The sequence below is a fragment of the Pseudomonas fluorescens genome (assembly GCF_003732425.1).
In the GTDB taxonomy this organism is placed as follows: Bacteria; Pseudomonadota; Gammaproteobacteria; order Pseudomonadales; family Pseudomonadaceae; genus Aquipseudomonas; species Aquipseudomonas fluorescens_BE.
The window spans coordinates 202,741-221,591 of sequence record NZ_MOBX01000003.1; the positions used below are offsets into that span (position 1 = coordinate 202,741).

Sequence of the window (18,851 nt, forward strand, 5' to 3'; positions counted from 1 at the left end):
TCCGAGATCAAAAGATCGCAGCCTTCGGCAGCTCCTCCACAGATCTCATACTCCGCCGATTCTGCGGATGAACGCTGAACTTGTAGGAGCTGCCGAAGGCTGCGATCTTTTGATCTTTTCGAGCGCCCACAAAAAAGCCCCTGAATCTTTCGATTCAGGGGCTTTGCTATTTGGCTCCACAACCTGGACTCGAACCAGGGACCCAATGATTAACAGTCATTTGCTCTACCAACTGAGCTATTGCGGAATTGGTGCGTATGTTACTGATTCAAAAAGAGAAGTCAAGCATCGGTTATAAAAAACACTGAATCTTCTGGATGGACGGTGACTTGTCAGCGATTGGCGGTTACCAGAAACGCAGCAGAGGTCTACCATGGCTGCCCGGAAGTGGTCACACGCGCTGCCGGCCATTCGCCGAAAAAGGTCCGCGTCATGAACCATTTGTCCCGCAACAGCGAGGTGTTCGCATGAGCATCGCGCAAATCAGCCTGCCCAAGGGCGTCGGTCCCCACGCCGAAAAACTCTTCGATGCAATCACCCAGGCCAGCACCGCTGAGGAATTGAACCGCGCCGGTGGCAAGGCCGAAGGTTTTGTCCTGGGCCTTGAAAGCACCAAGGCGATCAAAAGCCAGATCGCCGAATCGCTGTACGTCGTTTATGACGACGCCGCGAGTCAGCGTGCGGCCGAACTGGCTTAACTGCCGAAGGTGATGGTGCCCATCATCAGTTTGGCGTAAGCCGCAGTGGCTGCGAGTTGCACCAGCCACAGCACCAGGCCACCCAGGAAGACACCGGTGGCAACTTGCAACACCAGGCTCTTTTCGCGCTTGGCCGGGGTGCGGGGGATGAAGTCATCCAGATCGTCACGGTCGGCGCGCAGGTTGTCGTTTTTCATATAGGGTCTCTTCAGAAATCTCGGGTGTACACAAAACCTGTAGGCCTTCGCCTGCTCGCGATAGCTCGTTTCAGCCGAAGCGTCATTACCTGACACGCCGCTATCGCGAGCAGGCGAAGGCCTACAGTTTGATTTGTGTGCAGTCTAGAGGGTGTGGGGCGTCTATCGGGACAAATAAAAAACGGGAAGCCCCAAGGCTTCCCGTTTTTCATCAAGCGGCGAAATCAGATGACCTGAACAATCGCATCTGTCACAGCCTTGATGTTGCTCTGGTTCAGCGCGGCCACGCAGATGCGGCCGGTGTCCAGGGCGTAGATGCCGAACTCGTTACGCAGGCGATGCACTTGTTCAGTGGTCAGGCCCGAGTAGGAGAACATGCCGCGCTGACGACCGACGAAGCTGAAGTCGCGGCCCGGGGCTTTCTCTGCCAGCAGGGCAACCATCTGCTCGCGCATGCCGCGAATGCGCAGACGCATTTCCGCCAGCTCGGCTTCCCACTGCGCACGCAGTTCCGGACTGTTCAACACAGCGGCAACGATGCTCGCACCGTGGGTCGGCGGGTTGGAGTAGTTGGTGCGGATCACGCGTTTGACTTGCGACAGCACGCGCGCGCTTTCTTCTTTCGATTCGCTGATGATCGACAGGGCGCCGACGCGCTCACCGTACAGCGAGAACGATTTGGAGAACGAGCTCGAGACGAAGAAGGTCAGACCGGACTCAGCGAACAGACGCACGGCAGCGGCGTCTTCATCGATGCCGTCACCGAAACCCTGGTAGGCCATGTCGAGGAACGGCACGTGACCTTTGGCCTTGACCACTTCCAGCACGTTGTTCCAGTCCGCCGGGGTCAGGTCGACGCCGGTCGGGTTGTGGCAGCAAGCGTGGAGGATAATGATCGAGCCGTTCGGCAGGGCGTTGAGGTCTTCGAGCATGCCGGCACGGTTAACGTCGTGGGTGGCTGCGTCGTAATAACGGTAGTTCTGCACCGGGAAACCGGCGGTTTCGAACAGCGCGCGGTGGTTTTCCCAGCTCGGGTCGCTGATCGCCACAACGGCGTTCGGCAGCAGTTGCTTGAGGAAGTCGGCACCGATTTTCAGGGCGCCGGTCCCGCCGACGGCCTGAGTGGTGATCACGCGACCGGCGCTGATCAGCGGCGAGTCGTTGCCGAACAGCAGCTTTTGCACGGCCTGGTCGTAGGCGGCGATGCCATCGATCGGCAGGTAACCGCGCGAAGCGTGTTGAGCAGCGCGAACGGTTTCGGCTTCGATCACGGCGCGCAGAAGTGGAATTCGCCCCTCTTCGTTGCAGTAAACACCCACGCCCAGGTTGACCTTGGTGGTCCGGGTATCGGCGTTGAATGCTTCGTTGAGGCCCAGGATTGGATCGCGGGGTGCCATTTCGACAGCGGAGAACAGGCTCATTATTGCGGCGGCTCTGAATGGAGAATGGAGGGACGTGTCGCGCTCCAGCCGGATGCACTAGAGCGGTGCACAAACGGGGAGCTAGTATAGAGGCCATTACGGAACAATGGCGACAGGCGATTCGGCTTTTAGGGTAAGTTTTTCCGATTATTTCTTGACCGTTAGTCGACTGCGCGTGTCAGAGTCTTTACCGGATGTAGGACGTTTGCCTTGAAAGGTGAGGCAATCGCCACCACATTGAGCACAATCCAGGTTTTTTCTTGCGCGACATCGGTCGTTTGCGGTCGTCCCCGTGGTGCTCCGCTTGGCTCGGAATGCCGCGTTCCCAGAGGTGTATATGTCCGAATTCCAGCTCGTCACCCGCTTCGAGCCCGCCGGCGATCAGCCAGAAGCCATTCGCCAACTGGTGGAAGGCATCGAAGCCGGGCTGGCGCACCAGACGCTGCTCGGTGTGACCGGCTCGGGCAAGACCTTCAGCATCGCCAATGTCATCTCGCAGATACAACGCCCGACCCTGGTGCTGGCGCCGAACAAGACCCTCGCCGCGCAGTTGTACGGCGAGTTCAAGGCGTTCTTTCCGAATAACGCCGTCGAATACTTCGTTTCCTACTACGACTACTACCAGCCCGAAGCCTATGTGCCGTCGTCCGACACCTTCATCGAGAAGGATGCGTCGATCAACGATCACATCGAGCAGATGCGCCTGTCCGCAACCAAAGCGCTGCTGGAGCGCAAGGACGCGATCATCGTCACCACGGTGTCGTGCATCTATGGCCTCGGTAGCCCGGAAACCTATTTGAAGATGGTGTTGCACGTCGATCGCGGCGACAAGCTCGATCAGCGTGCGCTGCTGCGGCGTCTGGCCGACTTGCAATACACCCGCAACGACATGGACTTTGCCCGCGCGACCTTCCGTGTGCGTGGTGATGTGATCGACATCTACCCGGCGGAATCCGATCTGGAAGCGATCCGCATCGAGCTGTTCGATGACGAGGTCGAGAGCATTTCCGCGTTCGACCCGCTGACCGGCGAAGTCATCCGCAAGATGCCGCGCTTCACCTTCTACCCGAAGAGCCACTATGTAACGCCACGAGAAACCCTGCTCGACGCCATCGAACACATCAAGGTCGAATTGCAGGAGCGCCTGGAATACCTGCGCAGCAACAACAAACTGGTGGAAGCCCAGCGACTGGAGCAGCGCACCCGATTCGACCTGGAGATGATCCTTGAGTTGGGTTACTGCAACGGCATCGAAAACTACTCGCGTTACCTGTCCGGGCGTCCGGCCGGTGCCGCGCCGCCAACGCTCTACGATTACCTGCCGGCCGATGCCTTGCTGGTGATCGACGAATCACACGTCAGCGTGCCGCAGGTCGGCGCGATGTATAAGGGCGACCGTTCACGTAAGGAAACCCTGGTTGAATACGGCTTCCGCCTGCCGTCGGCGCTGGACAACCGGCCGATGCGTTTTGACGAGTGGGAAGGGGTCAGCCCGCAGACCATTTTTGTCTCGGCGACACCGGGCAACTACGAAGCCGAGCATGCTGGGCGGGTGGTCGAGCAAGTGGTGCGGCCGACCGGTCTGGTCGATCCGCAGGTTGAAGTGCGTCCAGCGCTGACTCAGGTCGACGACCTGCTCTCGGAAATCAGCAAACGCGTGGCAGTCGAGGAGCGGGTCCTGGTGACTACGCTGACCAAGCGCATGGCCGAAGATTTGACTGATTACCTCGCCGACCACGGCGTGCGCGTGCGTTATCTGCACTCGGACATCGACACCGTTGAGCGGGTCGAGATCATCCGCGACCTGCGCCTCGGTACATTCGATGTGCTAGTGGGGATCAACTTGCTGCGTGAAGGTCTGGACATGCCGGAAGTGTCGCTGGTGGCGATTCTTGATGCGGACAAGGAAGGCTTCCTGCGCTCCGAGCGTTCGCTGATCCAGACCATCGGCCGCGCCGCGCGTAACCTAAATGGTCGGGCGATTCTCTACGCTGACCGCATGACCGGTTCGATGGAGCGCGCGATTGGCGAGACCGAGCGTCGTCGTGACAAACAGATAGCGTTCAACCTGGAAAATGGCATCACGCCACGCGGGGTGATCAAGGACGTCGCCGACATCATGGAAGGCGCCACCGTGCCCGGCTCGCGCAGCAAGAAGCGCAAAGGCATGGCCAAAGCGGCCGAAGAGAACGCCAAGTACGAAGCCGAATTGCGTTCGCCGAGCGAGATCACCAAGCGTATTCGTGCGCTGGAAGAGAAGATGTATCAGTTGGCGCGGGATCTGGAGTTTGAAGCGGCGGCGCAGATGCGCGACGAGATTGCCAAACTGCGCGAACGGCTTTTGGCGGTTTGATCTTCATTGCCTGAGCGGGCCTCTTCGCGAGCAGGCTCGCTCCCACTTTGGATCTGTGTCGTTCACAAAACCCCTGTGGGAGCGAGCCTGCTCGCGAATGGGGCGACTCGGTCTTAATGAGACTCCCCAGCCTTCAGCCCCTCTGGCAATTTCTTGGTCAACAAAATCGCCAACATACTGATCCCCAGCGCAATCCCGACAAAGTGAAACGCATCGTTGTACGCCATGATCGCCGCCTGCTGATGGACGATCTCACTCAACTTACCCAACGCCGCCGTATCACTGCCAAACCGATCCGTCATCGACGCCAGCCGCTCGGCCACCTGTGGATTGGTCGGCACCACCGCCTCGCGCAAATAGTCGAAGTAAGTCTTGGTGCGCGCATCCAGCAGCGTCGCCAGCAGGGCAATGCCGATCGCACCGCCAAGGTTGCGCAGGATGTTGAACAGACTCGACGCCGACCCCGCGTCCTGCGGCAGGATGTACGCCGTGGCGATCAACGAAATGGTCACCATGATCAACGGCTGTCCCAGCGCACGAATGATCTGGATCTGATTGAACTGCGGCCCGGCGAAGTCCGGATTGAGCACCCCCGAAGAAAAACTCGCCAGCCCGAACAATCCAAAGCCGATCGTGCACAGCCATTTCGGCGAAACAAACTTCATCAGCTTCGGCACCAGCGGAATCAGGAACAGCTGCGGCACGCCCATCCACATGATCACTTTGCCGATCTGCTGGGCGTTGTAGTTCTGAATCTGCGCCAGGTACAGCGGCAATAGATAGATCGAGCCGTACAACCCGACACCCATGCCGAGGCTGGAAATGCTCGACAAGCCAAAGTTGCGATTACGCAGGATGCCGAGGTTGATCAGTGGATTCGGTTTGGAAATCTGCACGATTACAAAGGTGATCAAACTTACCAGTGCAATGCTGCCCAAGGTCACGATCAGGCTCGATTCCAGCCAGTCCTTGCGATGGCCTTCTTCAAGAAACACCTGCAAGCACCCGAGGCCGATCCCGAGCGTGAGGATGCCGGTGTAGTCGGTGCTTTTCAGCAGTTCCCAGTGCGCTTCTTTCTTCTCCAGCCCGTACATCAGGCCGGCAATCATGATCAGGCCCGGCGGAATGTTGATGTAGAAAATGTACTCCCAGCCCCAGTTTTCCGTGAGCCAGCCGCCCAGCGTCGGGCCGATTGACGGCGCGAATGTCGCGGTCATGGCGAACATCGCCATGCCTTTGGCGCGGTGGTGTTCGGGCAGTTTGATCAGGGTCAGGGTGAATGCCAGCGGGATCAGCGCGCCACCGGTGAAACCCTGCATGGCGCGAAACACGATCATGCTTTCCAGGCTCCAGGCCATCGAGCACAGCAGCGAAGACACCAGAAAACCCAGTGACACCCATACCGCCAGGCGTCGCGCCGACAGCAACTGCACCAGCCACGCGGTCAGCGGAATCATGATGATCTCCGCGACCAGATACGAGGTGGAAATCCACGAGCCTTCTTCCAGCGTCGCCGACAGTGCACCTTGAATATCTTTCAGCGACGAGTTGGTGATCTGAATGTCGAGCACGGCCATAAAGGCGCCGAGCATCACGCTCATCACTGCAATCCAATCGCGCCGGGTCGGTTCGCCGACCGGGCGGATCAGCGCATCACCGGCCATCGTCCGGGGCGTCTTTGATGTTGACGGTGGCGGTAACGGACATGCCCGGGCGGATCTTGCCGTGCAGCGGGTTGTCGGCCTTGAAGGTCAGTTTTACCGGAATCCGTTGCACGACTTTGGTGAAGTTGCCGGTGGCGTTGTCCGGCGGCAGCAGGCTGAATTGCGCGCCGGACGCGGCGAACAGGCTGTCGACCCGGGCTTCGATCGGCGTGTCGCTGTAGGCATCGAAGGTCAGCTCGGCTTTCTGCCCGGGCTGCATGCGGCCGATCTGGGTTTCCTTGAAGTTGGCCTGCACCCAGATGTCTTCGTCCGGAACGATCGACAGCAGGTAAGCGCCGGCCTGCACCACTTGGCCGTTACGGGCGGCGCGCTGGCCGACCAGGCCGCTGATTGGCGCGTGGATTTCGCTGCGGGTCAGATTCAGTTCGGCTTGCGCCAGATCGGCGCGGGCGTTGGCAATCTGTGCGTCGAGGCGTTTGATTTCTGCGTTCAGGGCGTTGACCTGCTGACGCTGACCTTGCGCATCGGCCTGCGCCTTGGCCACTTGCGAACGGGCGATATGAGCGTCAGCGGAGAGGGTGGTCACGCGTTCTTCGGAAACGTAACCGGGTTTGCGCAGGGTTTCGGCGCGCGACAAATCCATCTGCGAGCGGCCGAGGGTGGCTTGGGTGGTCGCCACTTGCGCATCGCTGGAAGCAATCAGACTGGCTTGCTGAGTCAATTTGCTTTGCGCTTGCAGGCGTTCTGCCTCGCGGGTGGCGAGGGCGGCGTTGGCACGGTCTACGGCCAGGCGGAAATCATTCGGTTCAAGGCGTATCAGTAGCTGGCCTTTTTCCACGTGCTGATTGTCCTGCACCAGGACTTCATCGATGCGCGCGCTCAGTTGGCTCGAGACACGGGTGATTTCGCCCTGGACATAAGCGTTGTCGGTGCTTTCATAAAAGCGTCCCTTGAAAAACCAATGGGCGAAAAAGCCCCCGGCGATCAGCAGGACGAGCAGCAGGAAAATCAACAGGCGACGCTTGAGTTGGGCAGGCATGGGCAAACTGTAGTCGAGGAATTGTAAGGAAAGTTATCAGCAGGCGAATCTGGCATACAGCCGATAAACGGTAAATGCTATCCGCTGATATTTGCCCATTCACTGCGGCTTACGGGCGTTCCAGAGGCAAACTTGGCTTAAATGCCCTGCCCGCTGGAGCGGGGCGGGTGTCGCCTGTTACCATTCGCCGCTTGATTGTTTTGCTTTTCATTCTTTTCGAGACATGCCATGACCACCGTCCGCACTCGCATCGCGCCATCGCCTACCGGGGACCCCCACGTAGGTACCGCTTACATCGCATTGTTCAACTACTGCTTTGCCAAGCAGCATGGCGGTGAGTTCATCCTGCGCATCGAAGACACCGACCAGCTGCGTTCGACCCGCGAGTCCGAACAGCAGATCTTCGACGCCTTGCGCTGGCTGGGTATCGACTGGAGCGAAGGCCCGGACGTCGGTGGCCCGCACGGCCCTTACCGGCAGAGTGAGCGTGGCGATATCTACCAAAAGTATTGCCAGCAACTGGTCGACATGGGTCATGCGTTCCCGTGCTTCTGCACCGCTGAAGAGCTGGACCAGATGCGTGCCGAGCAGACGGCTCGCGGCGAAACCCCGCGTTACGACGGCCGCGCGCTGCTGCTGTCGAAGGAAGAAGTCGCGGCCCGTCTGGCCGCCGGCGAACCGCACGTGATCCGCATGAAAGTGCCGAGCGAAGGCGTTTGCGTGGTGCCGGACATGCTCCGTGGCGATGTCGAGATCCCGTGGGATCGCATGGACATGCAAGTGCTGATGAAGACCGACGGCCTGCCGACGTACTTCCTCGCCAACGTGGTCGATGACCACCTGATGGGCATCACCCACGTCCTGCGTGGCGAAGAATGGCTGCCATCGGCACCAAAACTGATCCTGCTTTATGAATACTTCGGCTGGGAACAGCCAGAGCTGTGCTACATGCCGCTGCTGCGTAACCCGGACAAGAGCAAGCTGTCCAAGCGCAAGAACCCGACTTCGGTCACGTTCTATGAGCGCATGGGCTTCATGCCGGAAGCGATGCTCAACTACCTCGGCCGCATGGGCTGGTCGATGCCGGACGAGCGCGAGAAATTCTCGCTGCAGGAAATGGTCGACAATTTCGATCTCAAGCGTGTGTCCCTCGGCGGGCCAATCTTCGACATCGAGAAGCTGTCGTGGCTAAACGGCCAGTGGCTGCGTGATCTGCCGGTGGAAGAGTTCGCCGCGCGCGTGCAGAGGTGGGCGTTCAACTCCGAATACATGATGAAGATCGCGCCGCACGTTCAGGGCCGCGTTGAAACCTTCAGCCAGGTTGCCCCGCTGGGCGGCTTCTTCTTCGCCGGCGGCGTCAATCCGGATGCCAAGCTGTTCGAGTCGAAGAAACTCTCGGGCGATCAGGTTCGCCAGTTGATGCAGTTGATCCTGTGGAAACTGGAAAGCCTGCGTCAGTGGGAGAAGGACAACATCACCGCGACGATTCAAACCGTGGTCGAATCGCTGGAGTTGAAGCTGCGCGATGCGATGCCGCTGATGTTTGCTGCGATCACCGGGCAGGCGAGTTCGGTGTCGGTGCTTGATGCGATGGAAATCCTCGGCCCGGATCTGACCCGCTATCGTCTGCGTCAGGCAATTGACCTGCTGGGCGGCGTGTCGAAGAAAGAAAACAAAGAGTGGGAAAAGCTGCTGGGCGCTATCGCCTAAGCGCTTGCGGCTTTGCGTAGGAGCAGCCGAAGGTCGCGATCTTTTGATCCCGCCTTCGGCGCTTCTCCCGAATTTACGGGGGGAGGGCGGTAAGTGATTGTTATGCCGACGAAAAATTTTGAAATTTTTCAAAAATAAGTTTGACAGGCTTTCGATACGCCCTTAAGATTCGCCCCGTCCTCAGCGATGACATCAACGATGAGGGGCTATAGCTCAGCTGGGAGAGCGCTTGCATGGCATGCAAGAGGTCGACGGTTCGATCCCGTCTAGCTCCACCAATTTACACTTCGAAGCCTGGCCACACCGGCTCCGAAGCGATCAACACTCAGCGTTGATCAGTTGTATAGAAGGGTTTGCGTCCCCTTCGTCTAGTGGCCTAGGACACCGCCCTTTCACGGCGGTAACAGGGGTTCGAGTCCCCTAGGGGACGCCAGTTTTACAGAAGTGATGTTGCAGAATGTCACTCCGCCGAGAGGCGAAAAATCCGGGGCTATAGCTCAGCTGGGAGAGCGCCTGCATGGCATGCAGGAGGTCAGCGGTTCGATCCCGCTTAGCTCCACCAATTTTACAGTTCAAGGTCTGGCCACACCGGCCTTGAATCGATCAGCACTCAGCACTGATCAGTTGTATAGAAGGTTTGTGTCCCCTTCGTCTAGTGGCCTAGGACACCGCCCTTTCACGGCGGTAACAGGGGTTCGAGTCCCCTAGGGGACGCCACGATTACCCGCTCTGCGGGATTTATAAGGGTCATTCAATTATTGAATGGCCCTTTTGTTTGTCTGGCGTTTGGCCAATTCTCCTTTTTCCTTACACTGTGCTTCAGACCAGCGGTCATATCCTTGACTTGCAGAATATTATTATGAGAATAATATTCTATTCGTAATATTCGGAGGCAACGATGAACGATAAAAAAGCTCAAACCCGCGAACGCATCCTCAAGGCTGCCAGTGCCGCGCTGATCCAGCGTGGCCCGGCCGATCCTAGCGTGGGCGAAGTGATGGGCGCAGCCGGCCTGACCGTCGGCGGTTTCTATGCGCACTTCGAAAGCAAGGACGCGATGATGCTCGAGGCGTTCAAGCAACTGCTCGGCCGTCGCCGCGATCTGATTGCCGACATGGATGCCGAGCTGACCGGCGAGGAGCGTCGCGCCTTGGTCGCAGCGTTTTATCTGTCGCGCAAACATCGTGATTCCAGCGATACGGCATGCCCGATTCCAGCTTCGATCGGCGAACTGGGTCGTTTGCCGGAGTCGTTCCGCGTTGCGCTGAACGAACATGTGGAATTGATGATCGCGCAGTTGGCGTCCAGCCCTGAGGACACCGACAAAGCCTTGGCCGACGTGGCCTTGATGGTGGGTGGCCTGGCGCTCGCAAGGGCACTGGGTCCGGGAGATTTATCCGATCGATTGCTGCGCGCTGCCAAGTCGGCGGTGCGTTGACCTGAAGGCGCATGCCTGAGGAGAGAGCGATGAACACGTTGAAGTGGGTTCGTGGCGTTAATGGCACCTTGGGCTGGATTGCACCGAAACGGGTGGCGAGCAAAATGCGTCTGGCATTCATGACGCCACGTTCACTGCCTCTTCGGGATTGGGAGTTGCCACTGCTGGCCAGCTCCGAACGCATCACTTTGCGCTTTGGCCTCTCGGCGCTGCGCTGGGGTCAAGGCCCGACGGTGCTGCTGATGCACGGGTGGGAAGGGCGGCCAACCCAGTTCGCCGCGCTGATCACTGCACTGGTCGATGCCGGTTATACCGTCGTCGCGCTCGATGGTCCGGCCCACGGTCGTTCGCCGGGGCGTGAAGCCAACGTCGTGTTGTTCGCTCGGGCGATGCTCGAAGCCGCTGCCGAGCTGCCGCCACTGCAAGCGGTCATCGGCCACTCCATGGGCGGCGCCAGCGCCATGCTCGCCGTGCAACTGGGCTTGCGTACCGAAACCCTCGTCAGTATCGCCGCGCCCGCGCGTATTCTTGGCGTGCTGCGCGGTTTCGCCCGCTACGTCGGCATGCCGCCCCGGGCCCGTTCCGCTTTCATCCGTCAGGTCGAGCAAGATGTCGGTATGCGCGCTGCCACGCTCGACGTTGCCCACTATCAACTGGATATGCCCGGCCTGATCGTGCATGCCGAGGACGACAGCTTCGTCTCGGTCAAAGAGTCGCAATTGATCCACGAAGCCTGGTTCGACAGTCGTCTGTTGCGCCTCGAAGGCGGTGGTCATCAGCGTGTGCTGGCCGACCCTCGGGTGATTGATGGCGTGCTATCACTGCTGGCTGGTCGTAGCCTTCAGGCGCGCCAATCGGCCTGAGCTCCGTTACACTGCCCGGGTTGAATCATTGACCGGGAGTGGGGCATGGGTTGGGATCGGGCAACGCCGTTTACCATTGATCTGCAAGTAGGTGCCGAGGACATCGACGGGCTGGGCCACGCGAACAACGCGGTGTACGTGACCTGGCTCGAGCGCTGCGCCTGGCGTCACTCGCAGCGTCTGGGGCTGGATCTGGTCGAGTATCGGCGACTGGATCGGGCGATGGCGGTTGTGCGTCATGAGATCGATTATCTGGCCGCCGCCTACGAAGGCGACGAACTGCAGTTGGCGACCTGGATCGTCGACTGGGATCAGCGCCTGAAAATGACCCGGCATTTCCAGCTTAAGCGCCCGAGCGACAACGCCACGCTGTTGCGCGCGCAAACCACGTTTGTCTGCATTGAGTTGTCGACCGGTAAGCCGAAGCGCATGCCGGCGGAATTCATTGAGGGCTACGGACCGGCGATCCAAATCCCCGACACCGCTCAAATCTAAAATGTGGGAGCGAGCCTGCTCGCGAAAGCCGTCTGTCAGTTGATATATGCATACCTGACACACCGCTTTCGCGAGCAGGCTCGCTCCCACAAGGTTTCTGCGATTTCTTGCGATATCCAGTAAACTGCCGCACGTTTTTCTTCAAGTAGTGTTTTCCCATGCAAATTGCTCTGGCGCCCATGGAGGGGTTGGTCGACGACATCCTCCGCGACGTGCTGACCCGCGTTGGCGGCATTGACTGGTGCGTGACCGAATTCATTCGGGTCAACGACCAGTTACTCACGCCGGCCTATTTCCACAAGTTCGGCCCGGAGCTGCTCAACGGTGCCCGCACGGCCTCCGGTGTGCCATTGCGCGTGCAATTGCTCGGTTCTGACCCTGTGTGCCTGGCGGAAAACGCTGCGTTGGCCTGCGAGCTCGGTTCTGAGGTGATCGACCTCAACTTCGGCTGCCCGGCCAAGACCGTCAACAAATCCCGTGGCGGTGCGGTCCTGCTCAAGGAGCCGGAACTGCTCAACCAGATCGTCGAGCATGTCCGGCGCGCTGTGCCTGCACATATTCCCGTGACCGCGAAAATGCGCCTGGGCTTCGACAGTCCGGACGGTTCGCTGGTCTGCGCCACGGCGTTGGCCGAAGGTGGCGCCGAGCACATCGTGGTTCACGCCCGAACCAAAATGGACGGCTACAAACCGCCGGCGCATTGGGAGTGGATTCCGCGCGTTCAGGACGTGGTCAAGGTCCCGGTGTTCGCCAACGGCGATATCTGGAGCGTCGAAGACTGGCGCCGTTGCCGCGAAATCAGTGGCGTAGAAGACATCATGCTCGGTCGCGGCCTGGTCTCGCGCCCGGATCTGGCCAAACAAATCGCTGCCGCCCGCGCTGGTGAAGAAGTGGTCGAGATGACCTGGGCCGAGCTGATGCCGCTGATTCAGGACTTCTGGCTGCAAGCCAAAGCGCAGATGACTGCACGTCAGTCGCCGGGCCGTTTGAAGCAATGGCTGGCCATGCTGACGCGCAATTATCCCGAGGCCACCGAGCTGTTTACCGTGCTGCGCCGTGAGACGGAGCCGGATCAAGTCTCGCGTTTGCTCGGTCTGCCGGTCGCCGAAGCAGCCTGAAAAAAATCTGCAAATAAGCGCTTGAAATCATTTCAGCGGTCCCTATCTAAGGGTTACGCGATGCCGAATTCGGGTCGCGGAGACAAAAAAACTTGCTGATTTGTTTTCAGGAGATTTGAACCATGAGTACTGCATTTTCCCTCGCACCACTGTTCCGTTCCTCGGTGGGTTTCGACCGTTTCAACGACCTGTTCGAAACCGCCCTGCGCAACGAGCCAGGCAGCACCTATCCACCTTACAACGTGGAAAAACACGGTGATGACCAATACCGCATCGTCGTAGCGGCAGCCGGTTTCCAGGAAGAAGACCTGGAACTGCAAGTCGAGAAAGGTGTGCTGACCATCAGTGGTGGCAAGCGTGATGCCAACGAAGGCGTGACCTTCCTGCATCAGGGCATTGCCCAGCGTGCTTTCAAGCTGTCCTTCCGCCTGGCCGATCACATCGAGATCAAGGCGGCGGATCTGAGCAACGGTCTGCTGAGCATCGACCTGCTGCGCGTGATCCCGGAAGAGGCGAAAGCCAAACGCATCCCGATCAACGGGACGCAGAAGCCGGCGTTGCAGCACTGAGTCATGTGCCGCAACACAATCGTCTGAACGGATGATGAGCCGCTGAATGAAGGCCCCGATACGTCGGGGCCTTTTTTGTGCCTGCAAGAAAAACGCTGTTCGACTTTGCCGCTGGCGGCGGTTTCTCTACAATCCGCCGCAGTTTTGCCGACCCCATTCCTCACCGGTCGGCCTGGAGCCTTTTTTCATGGACGATATTCAACAGCGCTGGCTGTGTGCCTTGTCTGCGCCAATGGCGGCGATCAATACCGGGGCCAGCTACGACGATCCCGCGTTCTGCGACGATCACTACATCGATCTGCAAGACAGCTGGGGTATCGATGACCGTGGGCAGTTGTTCGACATGCTCGAACGGATGACTGACGACGGCCATGCCAAACACCTCAGCGCGGCCTATCTGACCTGGCAGCGTTGTCTGCCGAGTGAATGGCAAGCCTTGCTGGAAAATCTGCCGGCCCGTGAGCGCATCCTGCATGAGTTTGCCAGCCGCACCTTCGGCAGTTGCGGGCCGGGCGGGATATTGTCCTGGGACTACGGCCGCATGGGCTTTCTCTTGCGTTGCGCGGTGCGCAATCAGTGGATTGACCTGGATGAGAGCAACTGGCTCCACAGTCGTTTGGCCCTCAGAGCGCAGTTTCACTACGGTAGCTGGATGGCTTACTTCGATGGCTTTGTCGTGGGCAGAACCTTTTGGTCGTGCCTGAGCGCAAGTGACCATGAGCTGGCGCGCGAGCTGGATCGGCAAGGGGCCAGTGCCCTCAACGTGCGGATTGCCCGCGGGCTTGCCGAGAATATTCCTCGGTTTCTGGCTGATTTGCCATGGCACCTGGAAATTGATCCGCCGCCACGTCCGGAATCGCTCAAGGAGTTCGACTGGTCATGAGTTGCTGGATCCGCTTGGGCATCGAGCCTACCACCGACGAAAACCTGATTCGCAATGCCTACCGCGCACGCTTGCCGGCGCATCACCCGGAGACCGACCCGCAAGGCTTCCAGGCGTTGCGCATGGCCTACGAAAACGCCCTGCGTCTGGCGCGTGAGGAAGAGGAAGAAGAGCCCGAACAAACGCTCGAAGCCTCAGAACACAAGGTCGTTGAAGTCCCTCAGGCGTTCGTGGATTTCTGCGAGTTGCTGGATGATCCCGCTCGCCGCTTCAATTTTGCCGCGTGGCGGGCATTTGTCCGGGGCCTGGATGAGCTGCCGCTGGAGGTGCTCGATGACCTCAGCTGGGGGCTGTACCACCGGCTCGCTGACGCCGGTCCGTTGTCGTACCGCTGTGCGAATCTGTTGGCAAAACGCATGGCGTGGGATCAACAGCTGCTGGATCTGGAGTACGACGACGCCCGTCAGGTGGAATTCTTTCTCCAGCGAATCGAAACGGCTGACCCGTTCGATACGGATCTGATGAGCACATGGTCAGAGGCTGCACAGACCGAATCGCTGTGGTACGCCCGTAGTCTCGATTTCATCTTCGCGCAGCGTCCGCTTCATGAGTTCGCCGACTTTGCCGGTCGACACACGTGCTTGCCGTTGCCGGATGATGCCGCGTTCCTCAAGCGGCTGTTGGTGCAGTTCACTCAGGCAGGCATCGGCGTGCCGATATTTTTGCAGTGCTGCGTCGAGCAGCAGCTTGCAGCACCGGATGATGTGGACTGGCTTTACCTGTTGGCGTGTCAGAGCAGTCTGCTGGGCCAGGATGATCAGGCATTGCCTTGCTGGATCCGGCTGTGGAACGAACATCGTCATCCAATGGCGGAAAGTCGCCTGCTGGAAATGTGTGCCAAGCGACAGCCGACTTTTCTGCCTCTGCTGATTCAGGCATTCGATCGCCTGGAGGACTGCTCTGACTGGTCGGAGGATCTCGGCGATGACGGCCAGGTGTATGGCAGCCCGTCACAACATCCCGAGACGCTGAACCGTTGGCTGGGTGTCGGAAGATTAGCGCTTGATAGCCTCGCGCAAAGTTTTGTCGATTGGCGCATGAGCGGTGATGAACTGCCATTGATCGCGCAATTGCTGGGCGAAAATGCCGACAGCCGATTGCTGCATCTGTACCGGCACGCCTGGGCACTGCACCGGGGTGATTCGGCTTTGCTGCAGCAGATTCTGGATGCACCGCTGCCGATCGATGCCCTCGAAAACCTGGTGATGAGCGGATTCAAATATCAGGCTGAGCAACACTTGCGTTGGTTGAGCGGGGCACCGATTGCACTGGCCATGCGCGTTTTCAGTGACGCAGATTCAAGCTCGCGGCCATTGCCGCAGGTGCTGACGAGAGGCGAGCCGCACAAAGTCTGTCGGCTATGGTTGCGCCGCTTGCGGCCCTACAACGAAGCTGCGCTGGAGCGAATCGCCGAAGTCTTCAAGCTGGGGGCGGTCAAAGACGACTGTGACTTGTCCGAACTCGACTTGATGCTCCAGTTGAGCCGTCGCGGGATTCAGTTGCCTCCGGTCGGGCTGGGCGAGGCGACGTGGGAGTGGCACGCGCAGACCTTGTTTTTACTGGCATTGCTGGAACAACCCGAACGCTGGTTGCACATGATTGATGCGCAGTGCCTGGAGCGTCTGGCATTCAATCCGGCCCATCCTTTGAGTCGCCTGCAGCCTCTGTTGCGGCGCTTGCAGCGTGAACAAGGGCATTGCGACGGTTTGCTGGGATGGCTGCAAGGCCATGATCCGGTGCACGGTTTGTTGGTGCAGCAATTGTTCAGCGTTCAGCAGGCACTCGACAGCGCGCGATTACCTGCCAATACCCTGCTTTACACTTGTCTCGAAAGCGATCGTGCTGCGTGCGGCGACGATTTGCTGGGGTTGATGATGTTCTGGGGCGTGCTTTATCACGACCCGAGCCTGAGTGCCGAGCAGCATCGTGCATTGCTGCAGTCGATCGCGGCGATCAGTTGTGAAGACGATTGGTTCGAAGGCTTTCGCGACGGCTTGATCAAGGGCGAACCGGTGTGGCCGCCGCGTAAAGTGCTGACGGATTTTGGTGTCGACAAACTGCTGGCGTATGAAGCGCTGGATGCACTCAAGGGCTTGATTCGCTATGGCGCTGCCGGGGTGCCGAAAACGCGCGTCCTGCGCCAACTGCAACAGGGCAAGGACGATGTGCAGAACAGCGTCGGGTTGCGCCTGGCCCTTTGCGCGATATTGTCCTGGTCGGAACGATTACTGCTGGCGAAAAGCGATGTTCAGCCAGTACCGGCGAGAGCGATCTGGCGTCTGGGATCGCGGTTGGGGCGCAAGGCTTTTATCGCTCAGGTCTTGGCCTGCGTGGTGATTGCGCCGGTGGCCGGGCTGATCAGCGGTACCACGGGTGCTGGCATTCTTATCCTGTTGCTTGGTGTTTTGCTGCTGCTCGGCGCGATTTTACGTCGCCTGCACGACATGGGCCGGGGCATCCCGACATTGTTGATATTCATGGCGCTGACGCCGATGTTGCCATTCCTGCCGTTGCTGCTATTCGGTTTCCCCGGTGACAAGCTGCCCAACCGCTATGGCGTGCCGCCGGACAGCGGTGAATCCGAGATGCTGTCCGGCGGCCTGCAGGCTGCTTTGCGGCGGCTCAACGGCTAGAGGCGCATTTGATCCAGCGCCTTGTTCAGCTCTGCGCGATGGCTGGCGATCGCCGAGGGTTGCTGGCCGCCGAGCACGAGGGTGAAGCTGTGCAACCATTCGGCAATCTGCTCGCGTTGCGTGCCGAGGCTTTGCATCCATGCCCGCTCCAGTCGGGCCAGCAGCGTGCGGTTGGGCAGTGCATCGCGTGGATGGACTTTCAGCGTCGACAGCCGGTTATGGCTGTCTCGGCGTGCTTGCTCATCCAGGCCAGTGGGGCTGCGGTCGATGCTGTGACTGTGGCGGTCGCCGGTTTCGAGCAGGGTGACGTCAACCTCGAGCAAACCGTTGATGTCATAACTGAAGCGCACATCCAGCGCCTGAGTGTGCGCAGTGGGCGTCAAGGTGACATCGAAAGCGTCAATGAGAATGTTGTCGCACACCCACGGCCGCTCGCCCTGATAGACAGCAATGCGCAGCAGGGCTTGCTGAGGATGGGTCGTGTAATAACGTTCCACCCGTGACGTCGGAATGATGGTGTTACGTTCGATGATCGGTGAGAAAGCGCCTTTGATGTCTTCGCCACGCATGGTCGCAATCCCCAGCGTATACGGACAGACATCCGTCAGGATCAACTCTTCCACCGCCCCGTCACGCGCCTTGCACGCCGCTTGTGTCGCCGCCCCCAGCGCAACAATGGTATCCGGATCAAGATGCCGGTAAGGCAGGCGCCCGAACAGCGTCGCGACCATTTGCTGCACCGCCGGCATGCGCGTGGCGCCGCCGACCAGCACCAGGCTGTCGAGGTCGCGCGGCTTGAGGCGGGCATCGCGCAGGGCTTGCTCGATCGGCGCGCGCAAACGGGCCAGTAGCGGCTCCCAGATTTTTACCGCAGCGGCCTCGTCCAGCGACCATTCGAACGTCTTGTCGCCATGGCGCCAGCTCAGTGGCTGCACACCTTCAGCGAGTTTGCATTTCAGTTGCTCCAGGGCGTCGCCGAGGCTGGCCATGCTTTGCGCATCGACCATGGCCGGGGTCAGCTGCCAGTGTTTCAGGCAGGCCTGCAACAACGCGGCCGTGAAGTCTTCGCCGCCGAGAAAGTTGTCACCGGTGGAGGCGTGCACTTCGATCAGTGGCAAAGCGTATTCCAGCACCGTGACATCAAACGTGCCGCCGCCCAGATCGAAGATCAGCGTGCGTTCGAATTTCTGCTCGTGCAGCCCGTAAGCCATGGCTGCGGCGGTCGGTTCGTTGATCAGGCGCGTCACCGAGAGCCCGGCCAGTTCGGCGGCAAACAGCGTGCGCTTGCGTTGCTCGTCGCTGAAGTATGCCGGGACGGAAATCACCGCTTCCGAAACGGCGTGACCGAGAAAGGCTTCGGCGTCCTGCTTGAGTGAACCGAGCACCAGCGCCGACAACTCTTCCGGACTGAACTGACGAGCACCGAGCTGGGCCTGTTTATCGCTGCCCATGAAGCGCTTGAATGCTGCGGCGGTGCGATCCGGGTGGGTAGTCAGGCGAGCGCGGGCGGCTTTGCCGACCAGAATCGTGTCGTCTTCATCGAGGCTGACCACCGAGGGCGTCAGCACATCGCCCAGAGCGTTGGGAATCAAGCGGGCCTGACCGTCCTGCCAGACGGCGATCAGGCTGTTGGTGGTGCCAAGGTCGATGCCCAGCAGAGCCGGGCGGGGGAGGGTTGCATCCTGCATGACAGATCTCGAAACGGCGCAA

15 protein-coding genes and 5 tRNA genes are annotated in these 18,851 nt (G+C 59.6%); 14 read left to right on the forward strand and 6 right to left on the reverse strand.

Translation table 11 applies throughout. The features are described 5' to 3' along the window. Window positions 1-171: 171 nt before the first annotated feature. A tRNA-Asn gene (locus BK670_RS03560) sits at window positions 172-247 on the reverse strand. Between the two features lie 220 nt (window positions 248-467). Here BK670_RS03560 and BK670_RS03565 point away from each other — a divergent pair. Next, complete coding sequence (locus BK670_RS03565) at window positions 468-698, forward strand: hypothetical protein (protein ID WP_123448638.1); 231 nt, start codon at window positions 468-470, stop codon at window positions 696-698. Here BK670_RS03565 and BK670_RS03570 read toward each other — a convergent pair. Together BK670_RS03570 and BK670_RS03575 are read right to left on the reverse strand one after the other, a co-directional pair. Continuing rightward, window positions 695-895 (reverse strand): hypothetical protein, encoded by a 201-nt coding sequence (locus BK670_RS03570; RefSeq protein ID WP_123448639.1) that lies wholly within the window; start codon window positions 893-895, stop codon window positions 695-697. The genes BK670_RS03565 and BK670_RS03570 overlap by 4 nt on opposite strands. A 224-nt stretch (window positions 896-1,119) precedes the next feature. Then, window positions 1,120-2,316, reverse strand: coding sequence for an amino acid aminotransferase (locus BK670_RS03575; protein ID WP_008083015.1), 1,197 nt, complete (start codon window positions 2,314-2,316; stop codon window positions 1,120-1,122). A 337-nt stretch (window positions 2,317-2,653) separates the two neighbouring features. Here BK670_RS03575 and uvrB point away from each other — a divergent pair, with 337 nt between their 5' ends. Further along, the gene (uvrB, locus tag BK670_RS03580; RefSeq protein WP_007913411.1) at window positions 2,654-4,669 is read left to right on the forward strand and encodes an excinuclease ABC subunit UvrB; all 2,016 of its coding nucleotides are present in this window, start codon (window positions 2,654-2,656) and stop codon (window positions 4,667-4,669) included. A 113-nt stretch (window positions 4,670-4,782) separates the two neighbouring features. Here the strand turns inward: uvrB and BK670_RS03585 are convergent, their stop codons facing one another. Continuing rightward, window positions 4,783-6,333 (reverse strand): MDR family MFS transporter, encoded by a 1,551-nt coding sequence (locus BK670_RS03585; RefSeq protein ID WP_123448640.1) that lies wholly within the window; start codon window positions 6,331-6,333, stop codon window positions 4,783-4,785. Further along, window positions 6,323-7,372 carry an HlyD family secretion protein gene (locus BK670_RS03590; protein WP_123448641.1) on the reverse strand — a complete coding sequence of 350 codons (1,050 nt, stop codon included), beginning with the start codon at window positions 7,370-7,372 and terminating at the stop codon, window positions 6,323-6,325. Before BK670_RS03590 ends, BK670_RS03585 begins: the two co-directional genes overlap by 11 nt. 228 nt (window positions 7,373-7,600) lie before the next feature. Between BK670_RS03590 and gltX the strand changes: the two genes are divergently transcribed. The 12 genes from gltX to BK670_RS03650 all read left to right on the forward strand — a co-directional run bounded on the left by gltX (window position 7,601) and on the right by BK670_RS03650 (window position 17,141). Next, the gene (gene gltX, locus BK670_RS03595; protein WP_123448642.1) at window positions 7,601-9,082 is read left to right on the forward strand and encodes a glutamate--tRNA ligase; all 1,482 of its coding nucleotides are present in this window, start codon (window positions 7,601-7,603) and stop codon (window positions 9,080-9,082) included. 202 nt (window positions 9,083-9,284) lie between these two features. Further along, window positions 9,285-9,360: transfer RNA gene (locus BK670_RS03600), tRNA-Ala, on the forward strand. 79 nt (window positions 9,361-9,439) lie between these two features. Continuing rightward, a tRNA-Glu gene (locus BK670_RS03605) sits at window positions 9,440-9,515 on the forward strand. Between the two features lie 53 nt (window positions 9,516-9,568). Next, a tRNA-Ala gene (locus tag BK670_RS03610) sits at window positions 9,569-9,644 on the forward strand. 79 nt (window positions 9,645-9,723) lie between these two features. Then, window positions 9,724-9,799: transfer RNA gene (locus tag BK670_RS03615), tRNA-Glu, on the forward strand. A 181-nt stretch (window positions 9,800-9,980) separates the two neighbouring features. Continuing rightward, window positions 9,981-10,520, forward strand: a complete 540-nt coding sequence (locus BK670_RS03620; RefSeq protein WP_123448643.1) for a TetR/AcrR family transcriptional regulator — start codon at window positions 9,981-9,983, stop codon at window positions 10,518-10,520. Between the two features lie 29 nt (window positions 10,521-10,549). Next, window positions 10,550-11,383, forward strand: coding sequence for an alpha/beta fold hydrolase (locus tag BK670_RS03625; protein WP_123448644.1), 834 nt, complete (start codon window positions 10,550-10,552; stop codon window positions 11,381-11,383). 45 nt (window positions 11,384-11,428) lie between these two features. Beyond that, window positions 11,429-11,878 (forward strand): acyl-CoA thioesterase, encoded by a 450-nt coding sequence (locus BK670_RS03630; RefSeq protein WP_123448645.1) that lies wholly within the window; start codon window positions 11,429-11,431, stop codon window positions 11,876-11,878. A gap of 158 nt (window positions 11,879-12,036) precedes the next feature. Further along, window positions 12,037-12,996: a tRNA dihydrouridine synthase gene (locus tag BK670_RS03635; RefSeq protein WP_085711993.1), complete on the forward strand. Its 960-nt coding sequence runs from the start codon at window positions 12,037-12,039 to the stop codon at window positions 12,994-12,996. 122 nt (window positions 12,997-13,118) lie between these two features. Then, entirely contained in the window at window positions 13,119-13,565 is a 447-nt protein-coding gene (locus BK670_RS03640; protein ID WP_123448646.1) for an Hsp20 family protein, read from the forward strand. Window positions 13,566-13,752: 187 nt separating this feature from the next. Then, complete coding sequence (locus BK670_RS03645; RefSeq protein WP_123448647.1) at window positions 13,753-14,448, forward strand: DUF1266 domain-containing protein; 696 nt, start codon at window positions 13,753-13,755, stop codon at window positions 14,446-14,448. Then, complete coding sequence (locus BK670_RS03650; protein WP_123448648.1) at window positions 14,445-17,141, forward strand: J domain-containing protein; 2,697 nt, start codon at window positions 14,445-14,447, stop codon at window positions 17,139-17,141. The genes BK670_RS03645 and BK670_RS03650 overlap by 4 nt, the downstream gene beginning before the upstream one ends. Here BK670_RS03650 and BK670_RS03655 read toward each other — a convergent pair. After that, the gene (locus tag BK670_RS03655) at window positions 17,138-18,829 is read right to left on the reverse strand and encodes a molecular chaperone HscC (protein WP_123448649.1); all 1,692 of its coding nucleotides are present in this window, start codon (window positions 18,827-18,829) and stop codon (window positions 17,138-17,140) included. The genes BK670_RS03650 and BK670_RS03655 overlap by 4 nt on opposite strands. Between the last annotated feature and the right edge of the window lie 22 nt (window positions 18,830-18,851).